Annotated in this window: 18 protein-coding genes and 1 other annotated feature; of the genes, 5 read left to right on the plus strand and 13 right to left on the minus strand. The window is 44.9% G+C overall.

Annotated elements, in window-relative coordinates; all coding sequences use genetic code 11:
• Positions 1 to 27: 27 nt before the first annotated feature.
• Together AC4G47_RS17280 and AC4G47_RS17285 are read right to left on the minus strand one after the other, a co-directional pair.
• On the minus strand, positions 28 to 615 hold the full coding sequence (locus AC4G47_RS17280; protein WP_458126707.1) for a TetR/AcrR family transcriptional regulator: 588 nt from the start codon (positions 613 to 615) through the stop codon (positions 28 to 30).
• 282 nt (positions 616 to 897) lie between these two features.
• Entirely contained in the window at positions 898 to 1,818 is a 921-nt protein-coding gene (locus tag AC4G47_RS17285; protein WP_491106731.1) for an NAD(P)/FAD-dependent oxidoreductase, read from the minus strand.
• Between the two features lie 394 nt (positions 1,819 to 2,212).
• On the opposite strand from AC4G47_RS17285, the gene cyoE reads away from it, so the two are divergent.
• Complete coding sequence (gene cyoE, locus AC4G47_RS17290; protein ID WP_458126706.1) at positions 2,213 to 3,142, plus strand: heme o synthase; 930 nt, start codon at positions 2,213 to 2,215, stop codon at positions 3,140 to 3,142.
• A 114-nt stretch (positions 3,143 to 3,256) separates the two neighbouring features.
• On the opposite strand, the gene AC4G47_RS17295 is transcribed toward cyoE, so the two are convergent.
• The 3 genes from AC4G47_RS17295 to AC4G47_RS17305 all read right to left on the minus strand — a co-directional run bounded on the left by AC4G47_RS17295 (position 3,257) and on the right by AC4G47_RS17305 (position 8,602).
• Complete coding sequence (locus AC4G47_RS17295; RefSeq protein WP_491101975.1) at positions 3,257 to 5,026, minus strand: ABC transporter ATP-binding protein; 1,770 nt, start codon at positions 5,024 to 5,026, stop codon at positions 3,257 to 3,259.
• Complete coding sequence (locus AC4G47_RS17300; RefSeq protein ID WP_491101976.1) at positions 5,023 to 6,768, minus strand: ABC transporter ATP-binding protein; 1,746 nt, start codon at positions 6,766 to 6,768, stop codon at positions 5,023 to 5,025. The genes AC4G47_RS17295 and AC4G47_RS17300 overlap by 4 nt, the downstream gene beginning before the upstream one ends.
• Positions 6,769 to 7,366: 598 nt before the next feature.
• A complete protein-coding gene (locus tag AC4G47_RS17305) occupies positions 7,367 to 8,602 on the minus strand; it encodes an MDR family MFS transporter (protein WP_491101977.1) in 1,236 nt (411 codons plus the stop codon).
• A 145-nt stretch (positions 8,603 to 8,747) separates the two neighbouring features.
• On the opposite strand from AC4G47_RS17305, the gene AC4G47_RS17310 reads away from it, so the two are divergent.
• Positions 8,748 to 10,514, plus strand: coding sequence for an ABC transporter substrate-binding protein (locus tag AC4G47_RS17310; RefSeq protein ID WP_491101978.1), 1,767 nt, complete (start codon positions 8,748 to 8,750; stop codon positions 10,512 to 10,514).
• A gap of 92 nt (positions 10,515 to 10,606) precedes the next feature.
• On the opposite strand, the gene AC4G47_RS17315 is transcribed toward AC4G47_RS17310, so the two are convergent.
• The 5 genes from AC4G47_RS17315 to uvrA all read right to left on the minus strand — a co-directional run bounded on the left by AC4G47_RS17315 (position 10,607) and on the right by uvrA (position 20,864).
• The gene (locus tag AC4G47_RS17315) at positions 10,607 to 13,234 is read right to left on the minus strand and encodes a PAS domain S-box protein (RefSeq protein ID WP_491101979.1); all 2,628 of its coding nucleotides are present in this window, start codon (positions 13,232 to 13,234) and stop codon (positions 10,607 to 10,609) included.
• Positions 13,235 to 13,503: 269 nt separating this feature from the next.
• On the minus strand, positions 13,504 to 15,885 hold the full coding sequence (locus AC4G47_RS17320; protein ID WP_491101980.1) for a polyprenyl synthetase family protein: 2,382 nt from the start codon (positions 15,883 to 15,885) through the stop codon (positions 13,504 to 13,506).
• Positions 15,886 to 16,074: 189 nt separating this feature from the next.
• Positions 16,075 to 16,872, minus strand: a complete 798-nt coding sequence (locus AC4G47_RS17325) for a sulfite exporter TauE/SafE family protein (protein ID WP_491101981.1) — start codon at positions 16,870 to 16,872, stop codon at positions 16,075 to 16,077.
• 482 nt (positions 16,873 to 17,354) lie between these two features.
• Positions 17,355 to 18,110: an SDR family NAD(P)-dependent oxidoreductase gene (locus tag AC4G47_RS17330; protein ID WP_491101982.1), complete on the minus strand. Its 756-nt coding sequence runs from the start codon at positions 18,108 to 18,110 to the stop codon at positions 17,355 to 17,357.
• 249 nt (positions 18,111 to 18,359) lie between these two features.
• A complete protein-coding gene (gene uvrA / locus AC4G47_RS17335) occupies positions 18,360 to 20,864 on the minus strand; it encodes an excinuclease ABC subunit UvrA (RefSeq protein WP_491101983.1) in 2,505 nt (834 codons plus the stop codon).
• 207 nt (positions 20,865 to 21,071) lie between these two features.
• Here uvrA and AC4G47_RS17340 point away from each other — a divergent pair, with 207 nt between their 5' ends.
• Complete coding sequence (locus AC4G47_RS17340) at positions 21,072 to 21,509, plus strand: MarR family winged helix-turn-helix transcriptional regulator (RefSeq protein ID WP_491106732.1); 438 nt, start codon at positions 21,072 to 21,074, stop codon at positions 21,507 to 21,509.
• A 130-nt stretch (positions 21,510 to 21,639) separates the two neighbouring features.
• Here AC4G47_RS17340 and AC4G47_RS17345 read toward each other — a convergent pair whose 3' ends face one another.
• Complete coding sequence (locus tag AC4G47_RS17345; RefSeq protein ID WP_491101984.1) at positions 21,640 to 22,110, minus strand: DUF6376 family protein; 471 nt, start codon at positions 22,108 to 22,110, stop codon at positions 21,640 to 21,642.
• Positions 22,111 to 22,251: 141 nt separating this feature from the next.
• Here AC4G47_RS17345 and AC4G47_RS17350 point away from each other — a divergent pair, with 141 nt between their 5' ends.
• Entirely contained in the window at positions 22,252 to 23,220 is a 969-nt protein-coding gene (locus AC4G47_RS17350) for a bile acid:sodium symporter family protein (protein ID WP_074094894.1), read from the plus strand.
• A gap of 122 nt (positions 23,221 to 23,342) precedes the next feature.
• On the opposite strand, the gene AC4G47_RS17355 is transcribed toward AC4G47_RS17350, so the two are convergent.
• Entirely contained in the window at positions 23,343 to 24,194 is an 852-nt protein-coding gene (locus AC4G47_RS17355) for an aldo/keto reductase (protein ID WP_491101985.1), read from the minus strand.
• 171 nt (positions 24,195 to 24,365) lie between these two features.
• Here AC4G47_RS17355 and AC4G47_RS17360 point away from each other — a divergent pair, with 171 nt between their 5' ends.
• The gene (locus AC4G47_RS17360) at positions 24,366 to 24,875 is read left to right on the plus strand and encodes a MerR family transcriptional regulator (protein ID WP_491101986.1); all 510 of its coding nucleotides are present in this window, start codon (positions 24,366 to 24,368) and stop codon (positions 24,873 to 24,875) included.
• 284 nt (positions 24,876 to 25,159) lie between these two features.
• On the opposite strand, the gene asd is transcribed toward AC4G47_RS17360, so the two are convergent.
• Positions 25,160 to 26,245 (minus strand): aspartate-semialdehyde dehydrogenase, encoded by a 1,086-nt coding sequence (gene asd / locus AC4G47_RS17365; protein ID WP_491101987.1) that lies wholly within the window; start codon positions 26,243 to 26,245, stop codon positions 25,160 to 25,162.
• 170 nt (positions 26,246 to 26,415) lie between these two features.
• Positions 26,416 to 26,691: a binding site (T-box leader), on the minus strand.
• Positions 26,692 to 26,804 lie beyond the last annotated feature (113 nt).

Here is a 26,804-nt window from a genome sequence, read left to right on the forward strand (position 1 = left end):
CGAACTTTCTTTTTCTCTTGGTATAACTTATTGAATCTGTCTGGCATTTTTCGCCACAACCGACAAATAATCAGCAGCCGTCAGCAGAGGCTGTTTATCCTGATTCGTCAGGCTGATAATCAGTGCTCCCTCCATCAAGGAAATGACCAGAAGTGATGTCTCCCGCGCCTTCTCTTCACCAATACCATCCATAATCAGATGTTTCGTAATGATATCCTGCCAACCTGCAAATACACCCTGACAGGCAATGCGTAGCTGATGGCTGATACAGGATGTCTCCACGGCCGCCCAGAAGCTGAATGGAAGGAATCCGGTAAAACCAGCTGCTTCCGTTTCATGAGCCATATCGTGTATGAATCGCTGAATACCATCTGCTGTATTGTCATGAGCTGCGAAGGTTTCTTCAAACTTTTGCAGGATATGCTCATTGGCTTTTTGAATACACTCGTGCGCGAGCTCCTCCTTGCCTTGCGGGAAATAATGATACAACGACCCTTTCGGCGTACTACTCTCCTTGATGATCTGATTCAGACCGGTCGCATGATATCCTTGTGAAAAAAACAGTCTCGCTGCTGTGCTGACAATGGACTCTCTAGCATTAGACTTTTCACTCAACGAAAGCCACTTCCTTCAAATAATTATAACAATCGGTCTATATAATTAAACTCGTTCAGATAAGGACTGTCAATCATTTTTATTTCAAATTTTAATGTAAACGCCATCATCTTTCTCATACCAGAGTCTGTATCTATGAGCATATTTTCTATTTTCAGACATGGGCTCTTTTTGCATCGCTTCATTAATAGAGCGCCAATCCACATGAACCTGTAGTGAAAATAAACAGGAGATTGCATAAACAATCCCCTGTAGAACCTGATCGTTTTGTTTCTTACCAAACTAGTGAATGTTCTGTGCATTCCATGCTTCCACATTCAACTCATGATTCAAGCTTACCGCAGACAACGCCCCCAGAGAAGCAGCCGTAATTGCCTGATACAACTCGGATGCTGCATCACCGGCACTGAATACACCCGGAACAGACGTTTTGCCAGATTCATCAACGATAACCGTCCCTGAATCCGTTATTTCACAACCGATGGCCTTCGGTAGTTCTGATCCGGTAAACAGTTTGGGTTGGAAGAAGATACCCGTACACGGAATCGTTGTACCGTCATTCAGTACCACTTGCTTTACCATTCCGTCTTCTGAGTCAATAGATTGAACCGATGCATCAAATACAGTAACATTATGCTGCTTCAGCTCTTCACGCTGCTCATCGGTTAACGAATCTGTTCTATTCGTACAGATCGTATAGCGTTCTGTCCAACCGGATATGACTTTTGCCATATGTAATGCCTTATCACCATTAACAATAATGACCAGCGACTGGTCTCTTAGTTCCCATCCATCACAATATGGACACACAAAAGCACTTTTACCGTACACCTCTGTTAACCCGTTGATATCCAAGGGCAGATCTTTCTTACCCACCGCAAACAAAATCTTTTTCGTACGATAACTTTCCCCCTGTGCAGTCGTGATTCGAAAATCACCATCGCTACCTGTTATCGCTGTCGCCGTATCGGATGCAAATTGAACTGAGGGATACGCTGCAATCTGTTCTTTGGCTGCTTTGCGGAATTCACGTGGACTGGCCCCATCTCTTGTCACAAACCCATGAGTCTCCCTTGTAACCCAGTTTCGAGGTGTCTCATCGTCAATGACCAGCACGTTCTTCCGGGCTCTGCCAAGTACAAGTGCTGCATTCAGCCCCGCTGGTCCTCCACCAATAATAAGTACATCCAAGAGTTGATTCATATTAATCATATTATACACCCTTTCCAGACATTTAATATCTCTAATTTAGTTTTAAAAATAACCTCCGCTTTCTCTAAGAAAAGTAATATCGGAGATTTACAAGAATACATTTAAACAACACTATTAAAGATATCTTATATCTACAATAAACAAAACCTGAGCATTTTGCAAGACATTCTTTATCTGTTCTCTTCAATACAATGTATAGCCGCATTTTTCGATTCTCTCCTGTAACACAGAAATAATTATTTAACAATTAAAAAAAACCTTGTTTTTAAATTGTTCACAATCAAATGACATTATTTTAAATACTAAAACGTTAATTAAATCACATAGTGTATTGAATGGTATAATAGCAACATAATATATAAGTATAGATATAGGAAGTGAGTTCTTGAAAACATTGAATAATGGTTCACAGACCAATATCAGCCTGGAGTATAGCTCGATTCCGAAAGTTTTCTTCGATACGATCAAAATCGGAATCATCAAGTCCAACCTGATCGCCATGTTTGCGGGTTTAAGTTTGGCTTTATATGTATTTGATGCTTCAATCTTAGCTAATATTGTACCGATCATCCTTTCCTTTATTGGGTCTTCCCTCATTATTGGGGCTGCAGGGGTGTTTAACAATCTGTATGATCGTGATATTGATGCGATCATGGAACGCACGAAGAAACGTCCTACCGTTACGGGACGCGTAGATACCAAGTCGGGTCTAATTCTCGGTATTGCAATTACCATTATCGGGGGCATCATGCTGTACATCGCTTCCCCATCCGCTGCTGTATTTGGTATTTTGGGACTGTTGCTTTACGTGTTCCCTTACACGATGTGGACCAAACGGACAACGATCTACAACACGGAAGTGGGAAGTCTCTCAGGTGCTGTGCCTCCGCTAATCGGTTGGGCAGCCATTTCACCGGAACTAGGTCATTTTGAGATCTGGGCATTGGTCGTTACGATGCTATTATGGCAAATGCCTCACTTTTACGGGATTGCGATTCGTCGTTTTGACGAATACAAGGCTGCTGGGGTTCCCATGCTACCTGTCGTTAAAGGTATTAGACGGACATACATTCAGACGAATGTGTATCTGGTACTGTTATTGATCTCCAGCTTTTTATTCTGGCCGATGAGTCCATTTGTCGCTATTGTGGCATTTTTGGTTAGCTTGGCTTGGCTTATTCTTAGTGTGGCTACCTTCGATCGGAAAGAAACCGAGAAATGGTCCAAACGGATGTTTATCTTCTCCATTAACCATATCACTATTATCTTCCTGGTCATCATTGCGTATTCTTTGATTGCTCAAATGATGAGATAAAGATATTCAATCGTTACACTCGTTATCCGAAAAAAGCCTTACAGACCGTACTCTTTCAAAAGAGTCGTCTGTAAGGCTTTTTTTCGTTTTTCATTGTTTTCTAAGTTTCTAGAGCTATCCAACTTTCACAGGAGTTTGCTCCCCTTGCCACAGCAGCTGCATCTCTTCATTGGTGGCAAGCAATTCTGCCAAGCTTCCCTCAGCTTCGATGCGTCCATCTTTCATAACGATAATATGATCTGCTTTGGAAAGTGCTGCTCTACGGTGAGACACCGCGATACAGGTTACATCCGGCTCTTGGAACAGCCCTTCCCATACTTGTTGTTCTGTCTCCACATCCAATGCACTGGACAGATCATCAAAGATAAACAGATCCGCCTCCGTCATCAGCATGCGTCCTGTAGCCGCGCGCTGAATCTGACCGCCTGACAGCATCACCCCTCTCGGACCAACCGAGGTCTCAAGCCCCTGATCCAGATGCTTGATATCTTTTTCCATCACAGCCAGACGAATGGCTTTTTCAAGAGCTTGCTCGATGTTTCCCTGTTTGCCCTGAACGATATTTTCTTTCAACGTATCACTGAACAATCTGGGCACTTGTGGGGTATAAGCTGCTCTAGGCGGCATCAGAAACGTCGCTGGATCAACAGCTTCTCCATTCCAGTGAATGTCCCCTTTTTGCTTGGGTAGTAGTCCAAGAAGTGTTCGTACGAGCGTTGATTTACCTGAGCCAATCCGTCCCGTAATGACAAGAAATTGGCCGCGTTTCAGACGGAAACTGATTTCTTGAATCCCATTTGTGGAATTCGGATATTGATAAGTTAGATTTTTAACCTCAAGAGATTGCAATTTCTCCTTGGGATCTCTCTGTTCACTTACCAGTTCCGGCGGATCTTCATACAGATAGATTTCTCTCGAATCCATGATCTGGTCTTCTTCCCCTGGGCGGAATAGCTTACGCATACGATCATAGGACACCTTGAGCCTTTTGTGCTGAAACACCATATAGCCAAACAGTGAAATGCTAAATCCGATATTGGCAAGATAACTGGTGAATAAGGCAAAATCACCGACAGTAAAGTTCCCTGCTTTCATCTCAGCGGCACACATGAGTAGAATCAATCCGGTACAGATACTTAGAACATGCTGATTCAATGATCTCATCCACTGCTTGAACAGATTATCCCGAAGTGCAGCTTGGCGACGACTTTCATTTAGCTGGTTAAATCGCGTAGAGACATTCTCTTCGGCCTGACCCAGTTTCAGAGCTTGAACGGCTCCAAATGTTTCCGCAATAAAACTGGTAATCCGCCCGGTCGCTTCGCGATTAACCTGAGCATACTTCCGAGCCCGATTCCCGGACAGATTGTTGAGTAAGGTTACGACCACCAGTGGCAGCACGGCAACCATGGTAATTTGCCAATTAATGTTCGCCATGATGATGATGGACACGATAGCAAATACGAGCCGCCCCCAGAAATCCACCCATGATTCTACATACTCGACGACTTCATCCACATCATCTCGAAAGCGACTCATCGCCTCACCTGGTGAAGCCGGAAGATTACGCCCCGGCCAGCGCATGATAGCTGCAAGCATATTGGTTCTTAAAATGGCTTGTATATGATACAAGTAGGTAACCCACGCATAGAACGCTACAAAAAATGTGCCCACCCGCGCCATTCGAACCAGAGCAATAAAGATCAGCGGCACAGCAAGCCACATATAGTCATTTGAACCCGCTGTCGTCCGATCAAAAAACCACTGCATCCCGATCCCGATGGCTAACGGCAAGGAATGAAATATACACCATAACAATCCGTTGATCACAAATAACAAAGGCCTGAATTGAAACAAACGGCCTATAAATCCCGCTACAGTCATGCCAATTCCTCCTCTCGGCCTGTAATCAGCAGTCTGGCATAATGGGATGCCGGGTTACTGGCAAGTTCTTCTCTTGCTCCAAATTCCAGCACCTTGCCATCTCCAAGCACCATAATCCGGTCTACTTTTTCCAGTGTAGCCAGTCGGTGTGCAATGATGACTCCGGTGGATTGTTTCATTAACTGGTCAATCGCAGATTGAAGCATGGCTTCTGTAGCAGCATCCAGACGTGATGAAGGCTCATCCAGAATAACCAGACTGGGTTCGGTCAGGAATACGCGAGTTAAGGCAAATAACTGTGCTTCCCCTGCCGATAATGAAGCTCCACCTGCTGTCAGATACGTATCGAGCCCTGCAGGTTGCGAATCAATCCATTGACTGAGTCCAAGTCGGTCGGTAGTCTCTTTGATCATATAATCCGAGACATCCCCATTGAATAGGGTCAGATTGTCACGCAACGTGCCATCGAACAGCTGCACATCCTGTGTCACCATACCAACCCGGCGATAGAGCGCTGGTAAAGAAAGCTTCGTGATATCTTTTCCACCCACACGTATCGTACCGTGATCCAGATTATACAGGCGGAGAAGAACACGACTTAGACTTGATTTGCCGCTACCTGTGCGACCAATAATACCCAGACGTTCACCAGGCTTAATTGCAAAATTAATGTCCTGTAATACAGGTTTATCCTGGTTATAACTGAAGTGAACCTGACTGAACTCCAGGCCAAGTGGCCCTTCAGGCAATTGCTCCTCTCTGCCCTCTTCAATTACACTCTGCATGGACAACAGCTCTCTGGAGCGGAGCATACCGGATTTTGCTTTCTGGAACTCTTGCACCTGATCTCCAAGCATTTCAATTGGATCATTCAGCATCTGTGTATATTGGTAGATCAGAAATAATGTTCCGATACTAATCAGACCTTCCATATAGTAATGCACACCCAGCAAAAGCACTGCAGTTACTGCCAGAGCGAACAAAACTACCGTGGTATTCCAGGGAATAACCCGAAGCAGCCAGGCTTTTCTCCCCTTGCGGAATACGGAGCGCATCGTGCGGTAAAAACGATTCATCACATAAGGCACATGACCATTCGCTTGCACATCCTCAATCCCGGCAATGCGTTCTTCAATCAATCCGAACAGGGAAGCACTGGCCGCCCGCTCGTTTTTGGAAGACTCCACTCCCAGATTTCGGATGAAGACCATGAACAGGATCGATAGCAATGTGAACACGGTCATGACCAAAGCAATGGGCACGTTGACGCTGAACATGAACCCGAGAATCCCGGCCAGCAGCACAAAACTCCCGATCACTTGCACAATGAACATCGCGAAAAAATTGGAGATGCTCGTTACGTCACCATCCACACGTTCAATCATCTCTCCAGGTGTTTTCACATTATGAAAACGCATATCAAGACGAAGGCAGTGCTTCAGCAAATCTCCGCGCAGCTGATTCGTAGCCCGCCAAGCCACGTCGTTCCCCAGGTAACTGACCGCTACCGTGATGAGTTGATTAATCACGGCGACCACCAGGAATAATCCTGCGAGTTGAATAAGATTGGTGAGGACTCCCCCACTTGCCGCTGTATCGATAAATCGTTTGATAATCTGTGGATTCACAAGCTGAAGTCCTGTTGACGTCAGCAACATGATCAAAAGTACGGTGAGTCGTCCTTTAACGGGTTTCAAATAGCGCAGCAGCCATGACATGGAGCGTTTTTCTGTTTTGGGCACAGGTCCCACCTCTTCATCGGTTTATTTAATTGTTCTTTGCCTTCTCTGTTGATGATCTTAACGAAACCAAATTTTCGACTACTAGGATGAATCATACATAATGACATTAAAATCAGCATTCCCCGCCCATAATTGATATGTAGAACGTAAGTTGACCATTGCACATTCTCCTTTTTAACATGTTAGTTTTTTATAAAATAACGCTTCAAATGCTCCTTTCCATGTGAACGGATTGGTGGAATGCATGCAAAAAAGCCATAGATGAACTAATGTTCATCTACAGCTTGTAACCAAAAGAGACCGGATGAAATGCGAAGTATTTCCCCAATTCTCCTCTGCTTCGCAATAATGATGAGCGTCCACGACAGGAGTGCACAAACATGACTGTCCCAACGCGATCATTGCAAAAAAAATTGGATTAATGTCACTATGCTCATGCGTATTCAGTTATCGATTCGAAATCTGGTTCAGCATAAACATAATCATCATCCCACCCGTTTCACATATTTGTTGTTATTGTATTCGCTGAATTAACATCCGTCAAGATAATTTTAACTTAATTGTTATTTAATTCATGTCATTACACTTCTACGTTCCTCTACATACTCAATGATGTAGGTTCTGTATGCTTCTCTCTGGCGACAAGACGTCTATGTGCTATCAGGAGAAAAGGTACTCCGAGTGCAGTCGTCAGCGCAATCGGTATAAATACAACGAGTCCATTCTCCGCTCCAAATTGACTTAACAGCAGCCCGCCCATGACAGGAGCAATGACACTACCGATATTATTGAAGCCGATCGTCCCGAAATACGTTCCTTTCCATTCAGGCTTCGCAATCCGGTCAATGAGCATATCCATCATCGTGAACAACAGTACTTCCCCAATGGTAAATAGTATGACACTCATCATCATCATGAGTACACCCTCAGCAATTCCGACCATCATCAGGCTGGTTGCGACCAGCAGATTACCCAGAATCAGGGGCACCAGAGGTGGAAAGTTTCGGAAAGTTCGAACTAGTGGATACTGAATAATCAGTACCGTCACGGCGTTCAGGGAGAGCATGTAGGAGAACATCTGACTTCCATTCTCAAAAATCGGACTACTCGCCAAGTACTGTGCCAACGTAGAACTGAAATGTCCGTAACCCAGCACACAAAATGTGGTACCAATCAACACCGGGAGAAATACCCGGTCGCGACCGGTGGTCATTAGCGCTTCACGCAAACGTGGTGCGGTAGCCTGGTGACGCTCGGGCAGATTGGCATGCTGTAGCTTGAATTGCAGAAATAATACAAGTCCATAGGCTATGTATACCATACCGGATATCACAAACGGAAATGTCGATTCTGACGACCCCAGCTGAAAGCCGATAATTGGCCCAAATACCACACCAAGATTGATCGCAGCATATCTAAGGTTGAATACCAGCAATTTGTTCTGCGGAGAAGTAATATCCGATAATAGTGCTCTTGAGGTTGGTTCAAATACAGCACGGCATAACCCGTTTAATGTATTGGCCACAAAGAACACCCATAGATGCTCTGCCGCTGAGAAAATGAAAAATACACCTGCCCAGCTAAATACCGAGATTAACATCACGATTTTGCGACCGATCCGGTCCGAGATATAACCTCCGTAAAAGCTGACCATCACACCTGCCAGCGAGCTGACCGCAACAGTAATACCGGTCTGTGTTGGGGTCGCCTCCAGTACACGTGTCAGATAGATGGATAGAAACGGGATACTCATGGACGTCACAAGACGTCCAAACATGGTACCGACAATGATCGTCCATGCCAAGGGGTGAATTTGCCTTAAATATTGCTTCATTCGAACTTCTCCTATTCATTCTAAATGCTTCAATGCGGACTATTTTTGACAACCTCTACTAATGTATAATTGTAAGGATAAAAGGGGGAAATAAAAGTGTAAACATATGATCACACTTTTCACCTTTAATAGAGGAGCCGTGACCATGGATACCATACATACTCACTTTGTAAGGCTCGCCGGGGCCGAACAACTTTCTTTCAAACTTCATGAACCTGTAGCGGTGACGATTGACAGCCTGTCCGCCACCTTGTGCTGCACCCCTCGTAATGTAAAATTCATTCTCAGAAAATTGGAGGAACAGGGCTTCATCCATTGGCAACCTGGACGTGGTCGTGGACATCATTCGGTGCTAACGATGCTGCGTAGCATGAATGAGGCGCTGGAAGCGAGTTTTACGGAACTTCTGGGTAAAGGCAAAATGAAAGACGCGATTGAACTCATCGGAAACGTACAGATGGATGATGCACTGCGAGAACAACTTATGGTCTCCCTCCATCAACAGATGGGATTTCACGGTCACAATGAAACTGCTTCAGGTCAGGATATCCTGCGCATCATGAGGTCACGCCAGTTGGGCGACCTGGACCCCGCCTTTGTCTATACTGCATTTGAAACCTATTTGCTGAGTCAAGTCTGTAATACGTTGATCACTTATGATGCCAAGACGGAATCATTCCTGCCAGCTCTGGCTCACATGTGGGAGTGCAGTGAGGACCATCGATTATGGACCTTCTATCTCCGAAAAGGTGTACGTTTCCACAATGGCCGTGTTATGACGTCCCGGGATGTACAGGCGACGTTGCAACGATTGTTTGAGGTGAATAGTCCCTCTATCTGGTTGTATCGGGATATCGAACGTGCGGAAGTTGCTGGTGATTACTGCATCAAGTTTGTTCTTCGTCGTCCTAATCGGTTTTTCTTGCATTTGTTCAGTTGTATTCGGATGACGATCTTGGCCTACGATTACAATGTAGCCAATACCTTGATGGGGACTGGTCCTTTTCAGATTACAGAGCAGAATGAAGATGTACTGGAGCTTGCCGCTTTTGATGCATACTACGGCATCCGGCCGCATCTGGATCAAGTCCACTTCTGGTTTGTGCCAGACCTGAGTCCGAATGATCGCTACTATGAGCTACCGGGCACAGATCGATTGAGTCTGGCAACCGGTTGTGATCACACCAATAGCATCAATTATCCTGCGCTGGGTTGTCAGTATATGATGTTCAATTTTCACAAGGAAGGCATCCATCATCATTTCCTATTTCGACAAGCCCTGCGTATCGTCTATGATTCGGTTGCGCTTGTCCAGGATCTCGGTGGGAATCGGATCACACCAGCCAGCAGCTTCCTGCCCTGGAAAAGTGCAGCCCAAGACTGGACAGTTGCCTCTCTTGAGCATGCTCGTGAATTACTCTACCGCTGTGGATACCAAGGTGAAACGATAACATTATCGTATAAGCATAATAAGGATGCAGACGTTGCGGAGTGGTTCCAGTATCGTGCGCAGTCCATCGGTCTGAACATTAGCATGCAGGCCGTTGTGGATTATTTCAACTCAGAGGAAACTACCAACGCGCAATTGATCCTGGCTGAAGAGATCCTGGAGGAAGACTGGCAGTACGGCATGATTCATTTTTTCAAAAACCTGTCCAATCATTTTCATATGTGCATGTCTCCTGCTTTCCAATCCCTGTTGGATGACAAACTGGATCATTTCGCCCAGCTCCATCGGGCAGACCGCACAGAACTCTTGGATGAAGCGGAAGCTTTACTGCGTGATCACTGTTGGATCTTGCATGGCTGTCACATGAACAAGCAAGCTGAGCTGGATCAGAGCATCTTCGGCATGCAGACAGCGGAATTCGGATATATGGACATCTCCAAACTGTGGATCAAAAATCCATAGGGATCCTTTTCATGAGTTAATTCAAAAACAAAAAGCCGCTAACTTATCAATGATAAGCTAGCGGATCTCTTGACGATCAAGTGTGAGTCCATTCAGAGATTACACTTCATGTAATAGGTCTCCAATGCTTGCATAATGGATTCGATCTTAATCGGTTTGCTTACATACGCATCCATGCCTGCCTTCAGGCATTTATCCATGTCTCCTCTTAAGGCATTTGCAGTCACCGCAATAATATATGGACAATCCTCAGAGGACTTCAATTCTTTAATCATTTTTGTCGCTTCGAATCCATCCAGCCTTGGCATATGCACATCCATGAAGACAATATCGTATGCATTGTGTTTGACCGCCTCGACCGCTTCAACACCGTCCACGACATGATCCACAACATGTCCTTTTTTCTCGATTATCCTGCTAAGGACGAGCTGGTTCACTTCATTGTCTTCTGCAATTAAAATCCGCAAAGCGGATGTTCTGTTCTTTTTCTGTTGTTGGTCTAACCTGTTGCCCTCTTCACCGTTGGTTAATTTAAAACGAGCAGTAAATACAAATATTGTACCCGGTTCATCCGATTCCTCGATCCAGATATCTCCCTGCATGAGCTCCACCAATTTTTTGCTAATGGCAAGGCCTAGACCCGTGCCCTGAGGTTTGCGGGTCATGAAATTCTCCAGTTGGTAGAAAGGTTCAAATAATTGTTGTTTTCTCTCAACCGGGATCCCAATACCCGAATCCTTCACCTTAAAATAAAGCTGTACGGTATTGCCACACTGCTCCTTGATCCCAACGTCAATTTCAACACCGCCCTCTGAAGTGAATTTAACCGCGTTGCCAATGATATTGGTAAGTACCTGTTTAAGACGGTAAGCATCACCATACACCGGAGTCGGGATGGCGTCATCTACGCACATACGAACATCCAACTTCTTTTCGCGAGCCAGTGGTTTTACGATTTGCACGGTCTCTGTCACGATTTCTGCGAGATCAAAAGGATCATCTACCAGATCGGTTTTGCCTGATTCAATTTTGGAAAAATCAAGAATATCATTAATGATGGCCAGTAAGGAATCTCCGCTCTTCTGGATGATTTCGATATATTCCTTCTGTTCCCCGCTAAGACCAGGGGTATCCAGAAGCAAATCCGTCATCCCAATTACACCGTTCATCGGTGTACGAATTTCATGGCTCATCATCGCAAGAAACTCACTTTTGGCCTTATTCATTCTCTCGGCTGTCTCTTTGGCGACGAGCAGTTTTTTCTGCTCCGTAATATCCTTCGCAATCAAGTAGAACCCGACATTGGAGTTATTAATAATGATCGGAGCAAGCGTAGCCAAGACTTCTGTCTCTGTTCCATCTGTATGACGAACAGCATTGATTTCCTTTTCAGCCATCTCATAATTACTCCGCAGGATCAGACCCAGATTACTGGCCCCGATGAATCTGCTTATGCTTGTGCCCATCATTTCGACCACGGGGCAGCCCGTCAGTTTCACCGCTACTGGATTGGCATTCATAATATTACCATCCATGTTAAACGAAATAATGGCATCATGATTATATTTCTTAAGTGAGGTGTATCGCTCAACAGATTCTTGCAATTTGAATTCAATGCGTTTGCGCTCAGTGATGTCCTGTAATGTTCCGTTCAGCTGAACTGGCTGCTGATATTCATCGAGCGTGATCAGCCCGCGTAAGTGAAGATACTTCTCACTTCCATCAGAGCTACTGTGCTTGTATTCAAAATCAAGCGGTTTTCCTTGTTTTACCCATTCCATTTGTTCTTGCAAAGAGGCTATGTCCGCAGCATTCATAACTTTAAAAACATCATTTGCACAATATGATTTGCGGGTGCGTTCAAGTTCAAAAATCTCAAAAATCTGATCTGAAAGTGCGATCTGATCTTTGACCATATCCCACTCCCAACTGCCAATTAAGGCGATGCGTTCAGCCTCTGCACTGATGTCCTTATGTTTTTTTCGTTCGGATACATCTCGTCCAATCGAAAGAATCTGCTGTCCATGCTCAGCATCACCAAAGACCTTGTATGTGGTCTCAAACCACAGATAATGCCCATCTTTATGGCGGGCCCTAATATTCAACAGATTCCCTTTAGTCAAGTCCATCTGTAAGATCCGCTCCAGATCTTGTGGGTGAAAATACGCATCATTATTTTGACCAATCAATTCTTCTGGCGAATGACCCAGTAAACGTTGGACTGAGGGTGAGCAGAATCGACAAACGCCCTCCTGATCAGCAATATAGATGATCTCCTGAGCATGATCTGTAATAAGTTTGAACATCTCTTCACTATGCAGAAGCTTTTGTTCGGACATTTTGCGGTCAGTAATATCCACAATATGGCATATGAAGTAAAGAGGTTCATCCGTAATTCCGCTACGAACTAATGAAACATGCAATGAAGTCCATAAGATGTCACCACTTTTATTGATATAACGCTTTTCATATTTATACTCTTTAGAATTACCTTCGAATAGCTCGCAGTTATAGAGTACATCTTGAGGTGAATCATCCGGATGCGTAATATCCTGGTAACTGAGATCCATTAACTCCTCACTAGTAAAACCCAGCATACAGCAAAAAGCAGGGTTCACTTTCATCCATTGTCCTGTCGGAGCAACGAGTGCAATTCCAATAGGTGCTTGGTTATAGATCTGCTCGAACAATTCATGATGGTCGACCTTTTGAACCTGCATTGTAAACTCTCCTTTTGGCATATAAACTCAAGTTATAGATTGTCGAAATTTATATTTTGCTAAATATGGTTATTCTACAAGGACAAGTCGGTTTTGAAACAACAATACCTGCTTAATAACCAGTATTTTAGCCATTGAAACGGTTCTTTTCAAAAGATTTGTGTCTATGAAACCAAACAAGGCCTGAAATCCATCAATATGGAATCCCGACCTTTGTCATTATATATCATTATAAGTCATATGCAGCGCGGAATCGCGAGAAAAATATGTCAGCGCTCCCGCCCAACGAGATAATCCAGTAGGTGTCTCAAGAACGGAATAGGTTTTGGCATCTCGTTCAATGCATCTGTTGCAAGACAATAATGCTCCCACATCTCTTTCTTTGCACCTTCATCACCAAGAATGGACACAAAGGTTGAATTATTGTTCCGCTCATCCTGACCTGCCGGTTTACCAAGGATAAGGTGATCACCCTCGTAATCCAGCAAATCGTCCTTGATCTGAAAGGCGATTCCCGCATGATACGCGAACTTCTTCAGGGTTGCAATCTCCGGTTCCTTTACTTGAGCCAGAATGGCTGGCATGACGAGGGCAGCCTCAAAGGCAATGCCTGTTTTGTAAAAACAGATCATGTTTAGCTGTTCCAGCGTCAAAGCCTTGCCTTTGGAGTTCAGATCCATCGCCTGCCCCATGCACATATCCTCTGCTTTTTCAGCTGAATATTGAATCAGTGTGAGCACAGTCGCCGCATCGAAGTGATCCAATGATGACTGCTCACCAATCGCCTTCTGAATGAGAAATAGACCCGTAAGCTCTGCTGTGGCGCTATTGTGTACCTGATGCAGCGTGGAGCGACCACGCCTTGTCGAAGCATTATCCTGGGTGGGCAGATCATCGAAGATCAGGGAAGCCGTATGCATGTACTCCAGCGACCTAAGCAGCGGAACGATGGAGGATTCAGGTAAGCCGTACTCGCGCACACCCATAACCCACGTCAATATGGGGCGAAGCCTTTTTCCATCTCCCTGCAAGCTGTAATTGGCCGCATCGATCAGCGTTTCTTTCATTTCGGGAAGTCCACCGGGCTTGTTTATCTGTAACTCCACATTAATCTGTTCGCGAACCGTTCGAACGGTCTGGCGGAACTCCTCTTTTTCCTGCTTGTCATTCTTTAATTGAAGCACGACCTGATCCCGTAACAATTTATCGAGGAAATCGACATCATCTGCTTTGCGTACCATCTGTTGAACCAATCGATTGAATTCGGGCTGTCCGGAAGCAAAAATCATCATCACTTCATCATATTTCGCCTGACCCAGGCGCTCTTTACAACGCTTCAGACCGTTAATGGCACGATCGAGTATGACCTCGCGGGTCTTGGCGTCCGAGTTATATACATCATGGATCAGATGTGAGATGACTGCCCAGTACAATTCATAGGGATTAATCAAGTCGGGACGCAGGTCTCGATACTTCAAATAGTACGTATACGGGGTCACTGCCCCTTCTTCCATATCGTCAAACATATCGGCAAAATCATCTGCAAGCTGATTGTATATTCCGTAATAGAACGTCCGCAGATCAAATCCTTCATCCTCTTGAGCACTGAGAACAGATCGAACGATTAATCGGGAGGAAGATGATTTGATAATAATCGGAATGTACAGTTCTTCATTCGTATAATTCGCATTGGATAATTTCTTGTTACGATCGATCTCCTGAGACTGAAAGAACACATAGGATTGCTCGAGGAACGTGCGCTGAGTCTCCGAACGCTGGTAGTTCTTAATATACTCAAATGCTTCCCGAAGCTCGGAATGAACATATCTAATCACTTCCAGATTACTGCCTTTCCACTCTCCCAAATCGGGTACGACTCCGGTAAGAAGTGCATCACGTATCATCAGGGAATATTGTTCTTTTTCCTGAACAGTCAGGGCCTGAGAATCCAGAAGGTCATCTACAAATGGATACGTCAAACCGTAGGAATAACCGAGTCGGATTGCCGCATCAAATCTCCGCGCCCGTTCTTCAGGGGGTGTCTGCTCGTTCATCTCATCGTCCACATGAAGGACCACGCCAAGAATGATCTTGATGAGCTTCCGCTGAGCCTGCTCTGCATCCAGCTCTTTCGGGATGTTGGATGCTACATTCTTTAATTTGTTCATCACCCAGATGACAGCCGCTTCAATGTGCTCCTTCTGTCCCCACCGGTACAACGCAGCCAGACTGATATAATCAGGCTGTCCTTTGCGTTCGGCAGCTGAGCGCATAAAGTATTTTTTGGTATTCCGGACAACGTGTTGAATTCGGGCCTGCGTATCTGCAGAATCAAGGGCTTGCCCCAGATCCCGCATATAAATATATGAGATACTCCGATCCAGGTAATCATCCAGCTTTCCTGTCGCATTCAGCCAATTGATATATCTATGAACATCCCGGGGATCCGGTTTTCTTTTGCTTGGTGATAAAAGAGAAAGCCAGGAAAAACGATGAATATGTTTTTTTTGCCATACATGAATATCTTGAGTGAGTGCAGTCGTGTACGAATTATTCATAAGTTGCTGTTGAAGAGAAGTAAAATACTGAGATGCTTTCTGCTCAGCTAGCCGATATCCTGCATCAGCCTGATCTATAAGTACGTTATTCATAGGGTGGATACCTCAACTTCTATTAATGTTAAACATGTATCCATGAAAGGAGTGTGAGGTGCTCCATGGACGAAAACTGAACTCATTCGGGTGGTGTATCCAACGCGTCAGCTCATGTTCATAACCTTTATACGGCGATCGAACCGTTTGGTTACGAAATCGTTATTGTTCATGCCAGCGTACGTGATTTTACAAAATGGAGGACCAGACTTTGACCGCTGTAATGGCAATAAGTACAATTAATGCATACCGAAGTACCCTCACATTGATCATCGAACTAACCCGTGAACCAAGGGATGCCCCCAACAGACTTCCGATTACCGTATAAATGATGGGTTCCAGCGGAATGTCTCCACCCGTAATTTTCCCTATAACGCCGCCAATTGCGGAGATAAATACAATTGCCAGTGATGAAGCAATCGTCGTCCGTACTGGAATGTTGAGAATCGTCAGCATGATGGGAATGAGAATGAAGGCACCGCCCGCACCAACAATTCCAGAGACAATGCCTACTGTAAAAGCAGTACCTGCCGCAATCCATCGGTTATACACCAGCGGATCTGATGTCTCAAGCTTTCCCTTCCCGGGAATCAGCATGAGAACAATCGCGATGATAGCCAGAATGCCATAGATCAGATTAATAACCCTTCCGTCCAAATAACCGGATATGAAGCCCCCAATCAGACTGCCAGCAAGAATGCTGGAGCCCATGTATAACACCAATCCGCGGTGAACGATAGCCCCACCACTTCTACCCGTTTTTACTTTTCTACGGAATGCAATCACACCGGCAAGTGAAGCGAAGAACACTTGAAACATACTGATCGATGATACCTGATGTGCTGAGAACGGCTCCAATCCCATGAGGGATGGAACATATAACAGTAGCGGATAATTGATAATGGCACCACCGATACCCAACAAACCGGAGAAGAACGAACCGATCAGACCCAGTATAAACATGATGACAAAAAGCAGAAGATCCATCGGTTATGCCCTTCCTTTCTTGCTATATAGATCTCATTTCAATTCAGCTTAAAAGTGGTATACACAGCGAATATTATCCGTTATAATAAAAACCAAGTAAATTAATCCGAAATGAGTGATTAAGCATGTTTAACGTGTTGAAGACTCTTTTTGAAAATAAATGTCCACTATGCAACGAAAAATTACAAGTTCACAACGATGCGTTATGCTCGACGAAAACTTGTTCTCAATGTCATTACAAAGAAGAGAGCTATGGCTCTCTGGGTGTTCGAATTGTGTATGACACACCACAAAATGATAAAAAGATTCAGCCTTGCTAATTGTATCACGATCTCTGAATTTTCGGGATAATTCGACAAACTAATTTATAACATATGCCAGGTTTATTCCTATAATAAAAATACAAAAACGGTGCAAAACGAATAAATCGTTCTGCACCGTTTTTATTGTTTTTATCAAATGAGTTTCCTTATAAGCCTTGCTTATTTGGTTTTGAAGCTGAGGAACCCATCATCCACTGCGATAGTTGTACCGTTCACTGCACTTGCTGCTTCACTGAACAGGAATGTAACCACACTGGCTACTTTTTCCGGTTGAATGAGCTCTCCACGCATATGTTGGGTAGCAAGCGCATCCTTCATGGCTTGGTCATCACCCAGAATCGGTGTTTCGATAAAGCCAGGTGCTACACCAACCACGCGAATTCCATGCTCAGCCAGTTCCAGTGCACCGGACTTGGACATCATGACAACAGCAGCCTTGGCTGCATTGTAGTTAAAGCTGCCCACTGCTGCAACACTTCCATAGATCGAAGCCGTATTAACAATGGTACCTTGTACATTCAATTCAACCATCTTTTTCGCACCATAATACATGCCGTAGTACACACTATGCTGGTCTACATCAATGACTCTGTGATAGGATTCCGGGTCCATCTCCAGAAATGGCTTCACAAGTCCAATCCCTGCGTTATTGAAAATACCGCTTAGCGTACCATATTGCTCTACTGTCCAGTCGATCAGGGCTTTGATCTCGTCCCCTTTGGATACATCCACTTTGTACGCTCCTGCTGTTCCGCCTGCTGCTTCAATCTCTGCGGCAAGCTTCTTCGCACCATCTTCATTATAGTCAGCGACAACTATAGTCGCGCCTTGACCCGAAAGTTGAAGTGCTGTCTCTTTACCAATACCACTCGCTCCACCTGTAATAATGATTACTTTTCCATTGTGCTCAGTCATGACGTAGTTCTCCTTTGGTAAAATATATTTAGACCCAACATAAAACTTATAGTAAGTAACTATACTTAATTAATCTATATATTCATCATACGCCTCTGTCACAACCTTGTCAAACAACATAGAATAGTCACTCCTATATGTGAATAAATTCATATCATTTACATCTAGGTATTATATAGTCTTGCTAGTGTGAAGCTAAATATTCATCGGAATCGGCAAGCATCTTCTCAGAATAAGAGATATCCTTACTTAGAGGCCTTCAGCTAATATCCGTTTCAAAAATTGTCCCGTATAGGATGCATGAACTTCAGCTACCTGCTCTGGTGTACCTGCGGCCACAAGCTCACCACCGGCTGCTCCGCCTTCCGGACCAATATCAATAACCCAATCGGATTCGCGAATCAGTTCCAGACTATGTTCTACAACAACAACAGTATTTCCGGACTCCACCAGTTTATCCAGCAGGATATGAAGTTGCTTGATGTCTGACGGATGAAGGCCGGTTGTTGGCTCATCCAACAGATAGAGCGTGTGTTTTTTGGTCTTTTTACTCAGCTCTTTTGCCAATCTGATCCGTTGCCCTTCGCCGCCTGACAATGTTTTGACGGATTGTCCCCACTGAAGATATCCAAGTCCAACTTCACACAGCATCTCAACAAAATCGGTGATTTTGGTATGGCTTTTTAGAAGCGGCAGACTTTCCGCCACGGACATGTTCAATAGATCAGAGATTGAGAAACCCTCATATTGTACCTGTAATACTTCTTCCGTAAACCGTTTGCCTCTGCAGTCATGACAGGTCACTTCCAGATCAGGCAGGAAGTTCATATCTACAGATAATACGCCCAGACCCTGACAGGTTTCACAGCGACCCCCGGGTGTATTGAAGGAGAAGTGTTTGGCCGTAAGCTTCCGCGCCTTGGCATCAGGCAAACCAGCAAACAGTTGGCGCAGGTGGGTATACACGTCCGTGTAGGTGGCAACATTGGATCGTTGCATTCTCCCCATCGGGGTTTGGTCAAAAATAACAATATCACCGACATGCTCCATACCCGTCATTTCCCCATAAACAAACTTCTTCTGCATCGAAGGATTCGCCCCTGCAAGAATATCGAATACAAGTGTGGATTTGCCAGACCCTGATACCCCTGTTACAGATATCAGCTTGCCAAGTGGAAAGGATACAACTGGAATATCAATATTGCGGAGCTGAGCTTCACGAATAACAATATGCTGCCCCGTACCCTCTCTTCGTTTATACGTAGAAGTACCGAGAGATTCATTTCTCAGATACGCTCCCGTAACCGAATGCTCACTTATCATTAAATCCTCCAGGCTTCCCTCTCCTACCACCATTCCTCCATTCAATCCAGCTCCTGGACCAATGTCAATCACATGATCGGCTGCACGCATCATCTCGACATCATGTTCAATGACAAGAATCGTATTGCCCAAATCACGCAACTCCTGAAGCACACGAATCAGGCCAACCGTGTCCCGTGGATGAAGCCCTGTTGTCGGTTCGTCCAGGATATACAGAACGCCGGTTAAACCGGAGCCTAGAAGTGATGCGAGTCGTAATCGTTGGGTTTCGCCGCCAGACAGGGTTACCGTTTGACGATCCATGGAGAGATAGCCAAGTCCAACATCGATAATGCGTTGCAGCTTGATAGGCATATCATGAAGGATTGGATTTAGGAGGTGGTGCGCTTCCGGTGAGATCATCTCTTGTAACTCAAGCGTCCATTCCGATACCTTGCTGAATGACCAGTTGGTTACTTCAGAGATGGAAGCATCAGCTACGTGTACAGAAAGCACCTCTTTTTTCAATCGCGCTCCCTCACACTCGGAGCACCGTTGTTGATGAAAAAAACCTCCGTCTTTTTCCGTTGCACCAGCCTCGCCTTCCTTTTCCTTATAGCGACGCCACAGTCCGGGGATCACACCTTCAAACTTGGTTCCCTGGATCGGTTTGATCGTAGGGTAATGTCGTTTGAATTGTTCGCTATCCACACCGTAATACAACAAATCATGCTCGATTTCACCGAACTCTTTCAATGGAAGATCCGGATCGAATTCGAATCCGAAGTGTTTGCTGGCTGCAACCAGAATGCGGATCTGTATATCACGATATACACCGTTCAACGATGCTACCCCTCCCTCTCGTACACTGAGTTCCGGATTAAATACAGCCTCTTCATTGATCGTTGCCACATTTCCTAGTCCTCTGCATTCTTTACAGGCTCCCTCCGGTTTATTGAACGAAAAGTGTGACATCCCCAGTTTTTCAATCACCGCACTGCAATGAGGACAATTCATCGTTGCATGATCCATGTACTCGTCTTCCTCAACAAGCTGACCTGCAGGTTCCACAGTTGGTGAAATGATACCTTTACAAACGGGACATAATCGCTCCCCAAGTCTGGAAAAAATGAAGCGAACGAACGTGTAAATGTCTGTCACTGTGCCAACCGTAGAACGTGGATTTCGATTGGTCACGTGCTGTCCCACACTGATTGATGGTGATAGACCTGTAATGGATTCCACTTTCGGTTTGCTGATCGAATCCGACGTTAATCCCATCGATTCCATGTATTGTCTCTGGCATTCCCGTTGCAGGGTATCCATCGCCAGCGTGGATTTGCCTGAACCGGACGGACCTGTGAGAACGACCAGCTTATACTTCGGAATTGAAAGCGAGATATTCTTCAAGTTGTTCTCGCGTGCCCCTTTAATCCGTATTGCATCTCTCACATCAATCGTCCCCTTTGCAAATAAGTACAATGTCCGTTAAAATGAGTTGAATTTATCATACGTCAATCTAGTATCTTCAAAATCAATTATCTCGTTAATCTAATATCTCGATAATCAAGATATATGTCATCTTAAGAGGGGGCCTACCTTTTGTCAAGAGATCAACATCAGCAACCGACAGCATTGCAGGAGAATTTTACATTACGAATGCGGAGCCTGGGTACGCGCACCGTGTTATATCAGCAGCATGTGGCTGCCTCTCTGGGCTTGTACAACAACGATTTTATATCCGTTGATATTCTGCGTGAGAAAGGTCCAATTACCGCAGGTGAACTGTCAAAACTTACCGGTCTGGCTACAGGAAGCGTAACAACGTTAATTGACAGGCTAGAGAAGAATGGTTTTGTTCGCCGTGAAAATGATCCTAATGACCGCCGTAAAGTTATTATTGTTCCGTTGTATGAGAACAAAGAAGAGGTCAGTAATACGTATCTCACCCTTCATTCCGCTATGGTTGACCTCGCTTCCTCATATACTGAGGAAGAACTGGCGCTTATTACAGGATTTCTGAGTAAAGCAGGAAACGTTTTGGATCAACAGATTGATGATCTAAGCTCCAAGATCCGTAGCAAATCATCTTCATAAGAGCCGTTATTGTTGGATGAACAAAACAAAAAAAGGACGATATTCCCGATTGGTCAAAATGACTTCGGTATATCGTCCTTTTTTTGTCGGTCAGATATCTTTTACATCATATCGCTCGATATCATTCCGATTATTCATTCCCAAGTCCGCTAAGCGGATCTTTCAAATTATTGATGTTGGTGATCAGTTCAGGAATCCCTGTCTTCTCCCAATTTTCTGCCGTAAAACCTTGCTCCGCTATCGTATTCTCGAAATTGCCTACGACTTCGGTTAATTGCGTATTATAGCTGACCAGATTCTCATGAATGCTTTCTCCTATTGCGGGTGCCGTCAATTGGGAAAATTCGCTTGCTTCTGCTTGGATCAGATCGATTTTCTCCTGAATCTGAGTGGTTATCTCCGGATTATTCACCGCACTTGATGCGAGCTCTTGCAGATCAGCCCCGGCGTTCGATACCTGTTCTATATAATCAGTAGCCCCACTCACATAATTTAGACTCTGATTGGCTTGCTCCACGACAGAGCAGGCCGAAATCAACAGAATACTTGATGCAATAAGGCCTGTCATCATCAATGTGTGTTTTCTTTTCCGCTTGAACATGATCATCTCCCCCTTCTCCTCATCAAAATCATTATTCTAGTCCATGATACCTGTTCAGGCAGCTTCATTGCAAATGGGTCTGCAGCTAACGTTATTAACATGTATAATAGTATAATCACACGGTAAAGGGATGTCATGATTATGCTTCAAGCCTTAAACCAACGCTTGAACCGCATCATGCCACTGATTACTCCAATCAGCATTATTATTGGCGTGTTATGCGGGAGTTTTCTTTCTTCTTATACCTTTTTATCCCCTTGGCTCTTTGCGTTCATGACGTTCGCTGGAAGCATCAGTCTGGGGATACGGGATTTTGTGAACGTGCTGAAGAAGCCGTTCCCCCTGTTTGTATGTCTGTTCATATTGCATTTGGCAATGCCACTTATTGCTCTGGGTATGGGTCATCTGGTCTTTCCTACAGATGCGTACACCATTACGGGCCTCGTTCTGGCAGCCGTGATTCCGACAGGAATAAGCAGTTTCATCTGGGTTAGCATCTATCGGGGCAATATCGCGCTTACGCTCTCCATCATTCTGATTGATACCATGCTTGCTCCTTTCGTTGTCCCCGGGGTGTTATCCCTGCTAATTGGCACCAGTGTCACACTGGATACGGCAGCCATGATGAGCAGTCTGTTCTGGATGATTGTTGTGCCATCCCTGCTCGGTATGCTGCTGAATGAGTGGACCAAAGGCGCCATTGTCCCGGTCTGGGGACCGAGATTGAATCCGTTGTCCAAATTGTTCATGGCATCTGTCGTCGCGATTAACGGATCTGTCGTTGCGCCCTACTTGGCTGATTTCAACTGGAAGTTGGCTGGACTTGCGGTCATCATTATTTTCTTAGCATCATTTGGTTATGCGCTGAGTTATTTCATTGCCCGATTGTTGGGCTGGAATGAGGCCGATCAGGTCGCTCTGGTGTTCAATGGAGGCATGCGTAATATTAGCGCAGGCGCAGTACTCGCTGTTTCCTATTTTCCGCCACCTGTTGCTGTCCCTGTCGTGCTTGGCATGGTATTCCAGCAGATGCTCGCTTCACTGACAGGTTATCTGCTCGGTCGTCGCTCGCAGCTTCTGCAAAAGTCGGATAAGACATCCGCTGCCTAACAACATATTGGAATGTTTAAAAAACGCCGACATCATTGTCGGCGTTTTGCATTGAGTTGCTGTTATTACTATTATTGCTACGATACTGTTACGTTTCGTAAACTTAGTAATTCGTTTCTGGGTTACAAATCCACTTTCATATTGCCCAGCATCTTGGCAACTTCAGGATCGTCAATCTTTAGGAATAGACTTTCCTTGGTATCGAGTGTGGAAATGGTTGCAATCTCTTCTGGGCTCAGTACAAAATCAAAAATATCGAAGTTCTCGATGAGCCGCTCTCTGCGTACCGATTTGGGAATAACAACGACGTCCCGCTGCACAAGCCAGCGCAGTACAACCTGGGCGACGGTTTTGTTATGTTTCTCGGCAATGGAGGCCAGCACTTCGTTGCTGAACAAATTGTTGCGACCTTCGGCAAACGGTGACCAGGACTGGTGCTGTATCCCCTGTTCTTTCATGAAAGCAGCGCTGTCGACCTGCTGTTGAAACGGATGCGTTTCGATCTGATTGATGACAGGCACAATTTCGTTATGAACGATGAGGTCCATCAGACGGTCTGGAAGGAAGTTGCTGACACCGATTGCCTTGATCTTGCCTTCGCGGTACAGTTCTTCCATCGCACGCCACGCGCCGTAATAGTCACCAAACGGCATGTGAATAAGATACATATCCAGATAATCAAGCTGAAGCTTACTCAACGATTTGGCAAACGCCAGCTTGGCACTTTCGTATCCGGCATCCTGAATCCAAAGCTTGGTCGTGATAAACAGTTCTTCCCGCGGTATGCCGCTGCGTTTAATTGCGCGTCCAACCGCTTCTTCGTTCAAATAACCGGCAGCGGTATCAATCAGGCGGTAACCGGCCTTCAGTGCCTCATATACCGTGTTCTCGCATTCATCAGCATCGGGAACCTGGTAGACACCAAAGCCAATGATCGGCATTTTCACTCCATTGTTCAAGGTTACAGTTTGCATACTCAATTCCTCCTATGGTTCAATTGTGAATCGCAAGTGGTCACGTATTCCTGGAATCCTGCAACTAAGCGGGATTCCACTTCCGTCCGACTTGCGTTACAATAACCCTAGCTCCTTCGTCTTACACGAAGTCAAGCGGTCTCCAATATTTTTTTAGAAGGAGGATTCCATATGTATACTGTCCAGGATGCTGCCCAGCTTACGGGACTCACAGAGCACGCAGTTCGCTTTTATACGGATAAGGGCTTGGTTCCAAGCGTTCAACGCAATAAAAATAATATTCGGGTGTTTGATGAAGAATCAATCAATTGGCTGCATGGCGTCAAATGCCTCAAGCAGACAGGTTTACCGATTGAAAATATTAAGTCATACGTCGATCTCTGCCTCGAAGGGGATTCAACCGTTGCACAGCGATTTGCACTTATGATGGAGTACAAGGAAGCGGCGCTGATTCAGCTTGAAGAAGCCAAGAGCCGCGTTGCCCATTTGGAAGAGAAAGCACGTCAATATCAGGCCATTTTGGAGCGACGCATCCCGGATATGACCAACCCTGCCAATTGGGAGACCAAACGTGACGAAGAAGGAAGTTGTCCTGCATCCCGATTAAAGAGCCGCGGTCTTCCTGAAGCCGAAGCTTCGGGTCAATGCCCGCTAGCTGCTATGAAGCAGCAACTAGCATAGTATCTTAAACCTAAAGTCATGATAGGTCACGTTTGTTCTAACAATAAAAGTTTCTTCTTACTTTATGTATATTTTAAAAAAAGGGGGAGGCTTCCCTTTCATCAAGTATAAAACGTCGACAATCACGTCGGCGTTTTTCGCCGTATTAATCCCTATACACTTTTGCTCCGTGTATCAACTACTCACCATTTCGGTCCCCACAATACAAAAAAACCATCAACGAGTGATGGTTTTCATTTAATCATTCTGTTCAGAAACTGTTGTTGCTCATGATGCTTTCGTACTTATTTCGGCTGAATATATCCTTCAGCTTTGAGCAGTTCTGCGATCAGAACCGCACCTCCTGCCGCTCCGCGGAGCGTGTTGTGAGACAATCCCACGAATTTATAATCATAGAGTGAATCTTCGCGCAGGCGGCCTGTGGAGACACCCATTCCGCGTTCGATATCACGATCCAGTTTCGTCTGCGGTCTGTTCTCTTCTTCAAAATACGTAATGAATTGTTTCGGTGCGCTTGGCAGAGCCAGTTCCTGCGGACGACCTTTGAACTGCAACCAACGCTCCAGAATTTCGTTTTTGCTTGGTTTATTATCGAAGTTTACAAACACTGTAGCCAGATGTCCATCCGTTACAGGTACACGAATACATTGGGTTGTAATTAGTGGAGCCGATGCTTTGACGATCTGATTGTTCTCAATGCTGCCCCAGATCCGTAGCGGTTCCTGCTCACTCTTCTCTTCTTCGCCACCGATGTATGGAATGACATTATCGAGCATATCAGGCCAGTCGGTAAAATTTTTACCTGCTCCCGAGATTGCTTGATACGTGGAAGCGACGACCTGAGTCGGGTTGAACTCACGCAAGGCGTGCAGTGCTGGCACATAGCTCTGAATCGAGCAGTTTGGTTTTACGGCAATGAATCCGGTTTTGGTTCCCAGACGTTTGCGTTGAGCTTCAATGACATCCAGATGTCCCGGGTTAATCTCAGGGATTACCATGGGTACATCTGCTGTCCAGCGGTGAGCCGAGTTGTTGGACACGACAGGTGTGCCTGTTCTGGCATAAGCCTCTTCGAGCGCTTGAATTTCATTCTTTTTCATATCAACCGCGCAGAAAATAAAATCAACCTGGCTGGCAAAAGCCTCGACCTGGGAAGCATCCTGAACAACGATTTTCTTCACAGCTTCCGGAATAGGAACTGCGAGTTTCCATCTGCCTTGTACGGATTCTTCATATGTTTTACCTGCCGAATTGGCGCTTGCAGAAATTGCTGTTACTTCAAACCATGGATGTTGATCGAGCAGGTCCACAAAACGCTGACCTACCATTCCCGTTCCTCCGACAATACCGACTTTCAATTTTGCTGACATTCAATCATCATTTCCTTTCGGTTTGAGTGATTCTTCTCTTTGAATCAATTTCATAACTCACTAAAAACGTATTATGAAATTGACTCCTTAATTAACACTATTCAGACAATTCCAAAGCGTGTAGTCACAGCCCCGGAAAAACCAAAAAATCCCATCCCCAAGACAATAGTCTCAGGGACGAGATTGAACTCTCGTGGTACCACCCAGATTCGCCGATATGTCACCATATCCGCCTCTTCAAGTAAAGGATTACAACCATGTTGCTAGGCTGTACCGTTCATACTCTAGCTCTGTAACAGGAGCTCCTGTCACACCATCCCTTAATCCTAAGTTCCGATGTGCTGCTCTGAGTCTTTATTCAATAAAAGATTCTTTACTCCTTTTCAGCTGCCGGAGCTCTCTTTGAAAGAATGAATTTTATCTACTCGTCTCTTCATCGCATTTGATATTGCGATTATAATATCAAAATTACCGTGATGAAGTAAACATATTTTTTTAGATAATGGAATTTATACGTTTTCAGCGGGGCTGAACAATTCAATTATCGCAAGAAAAGCTT

It is taken from the genome of Paenibacillus sp. Negev47, assembly GCF_058313655.1.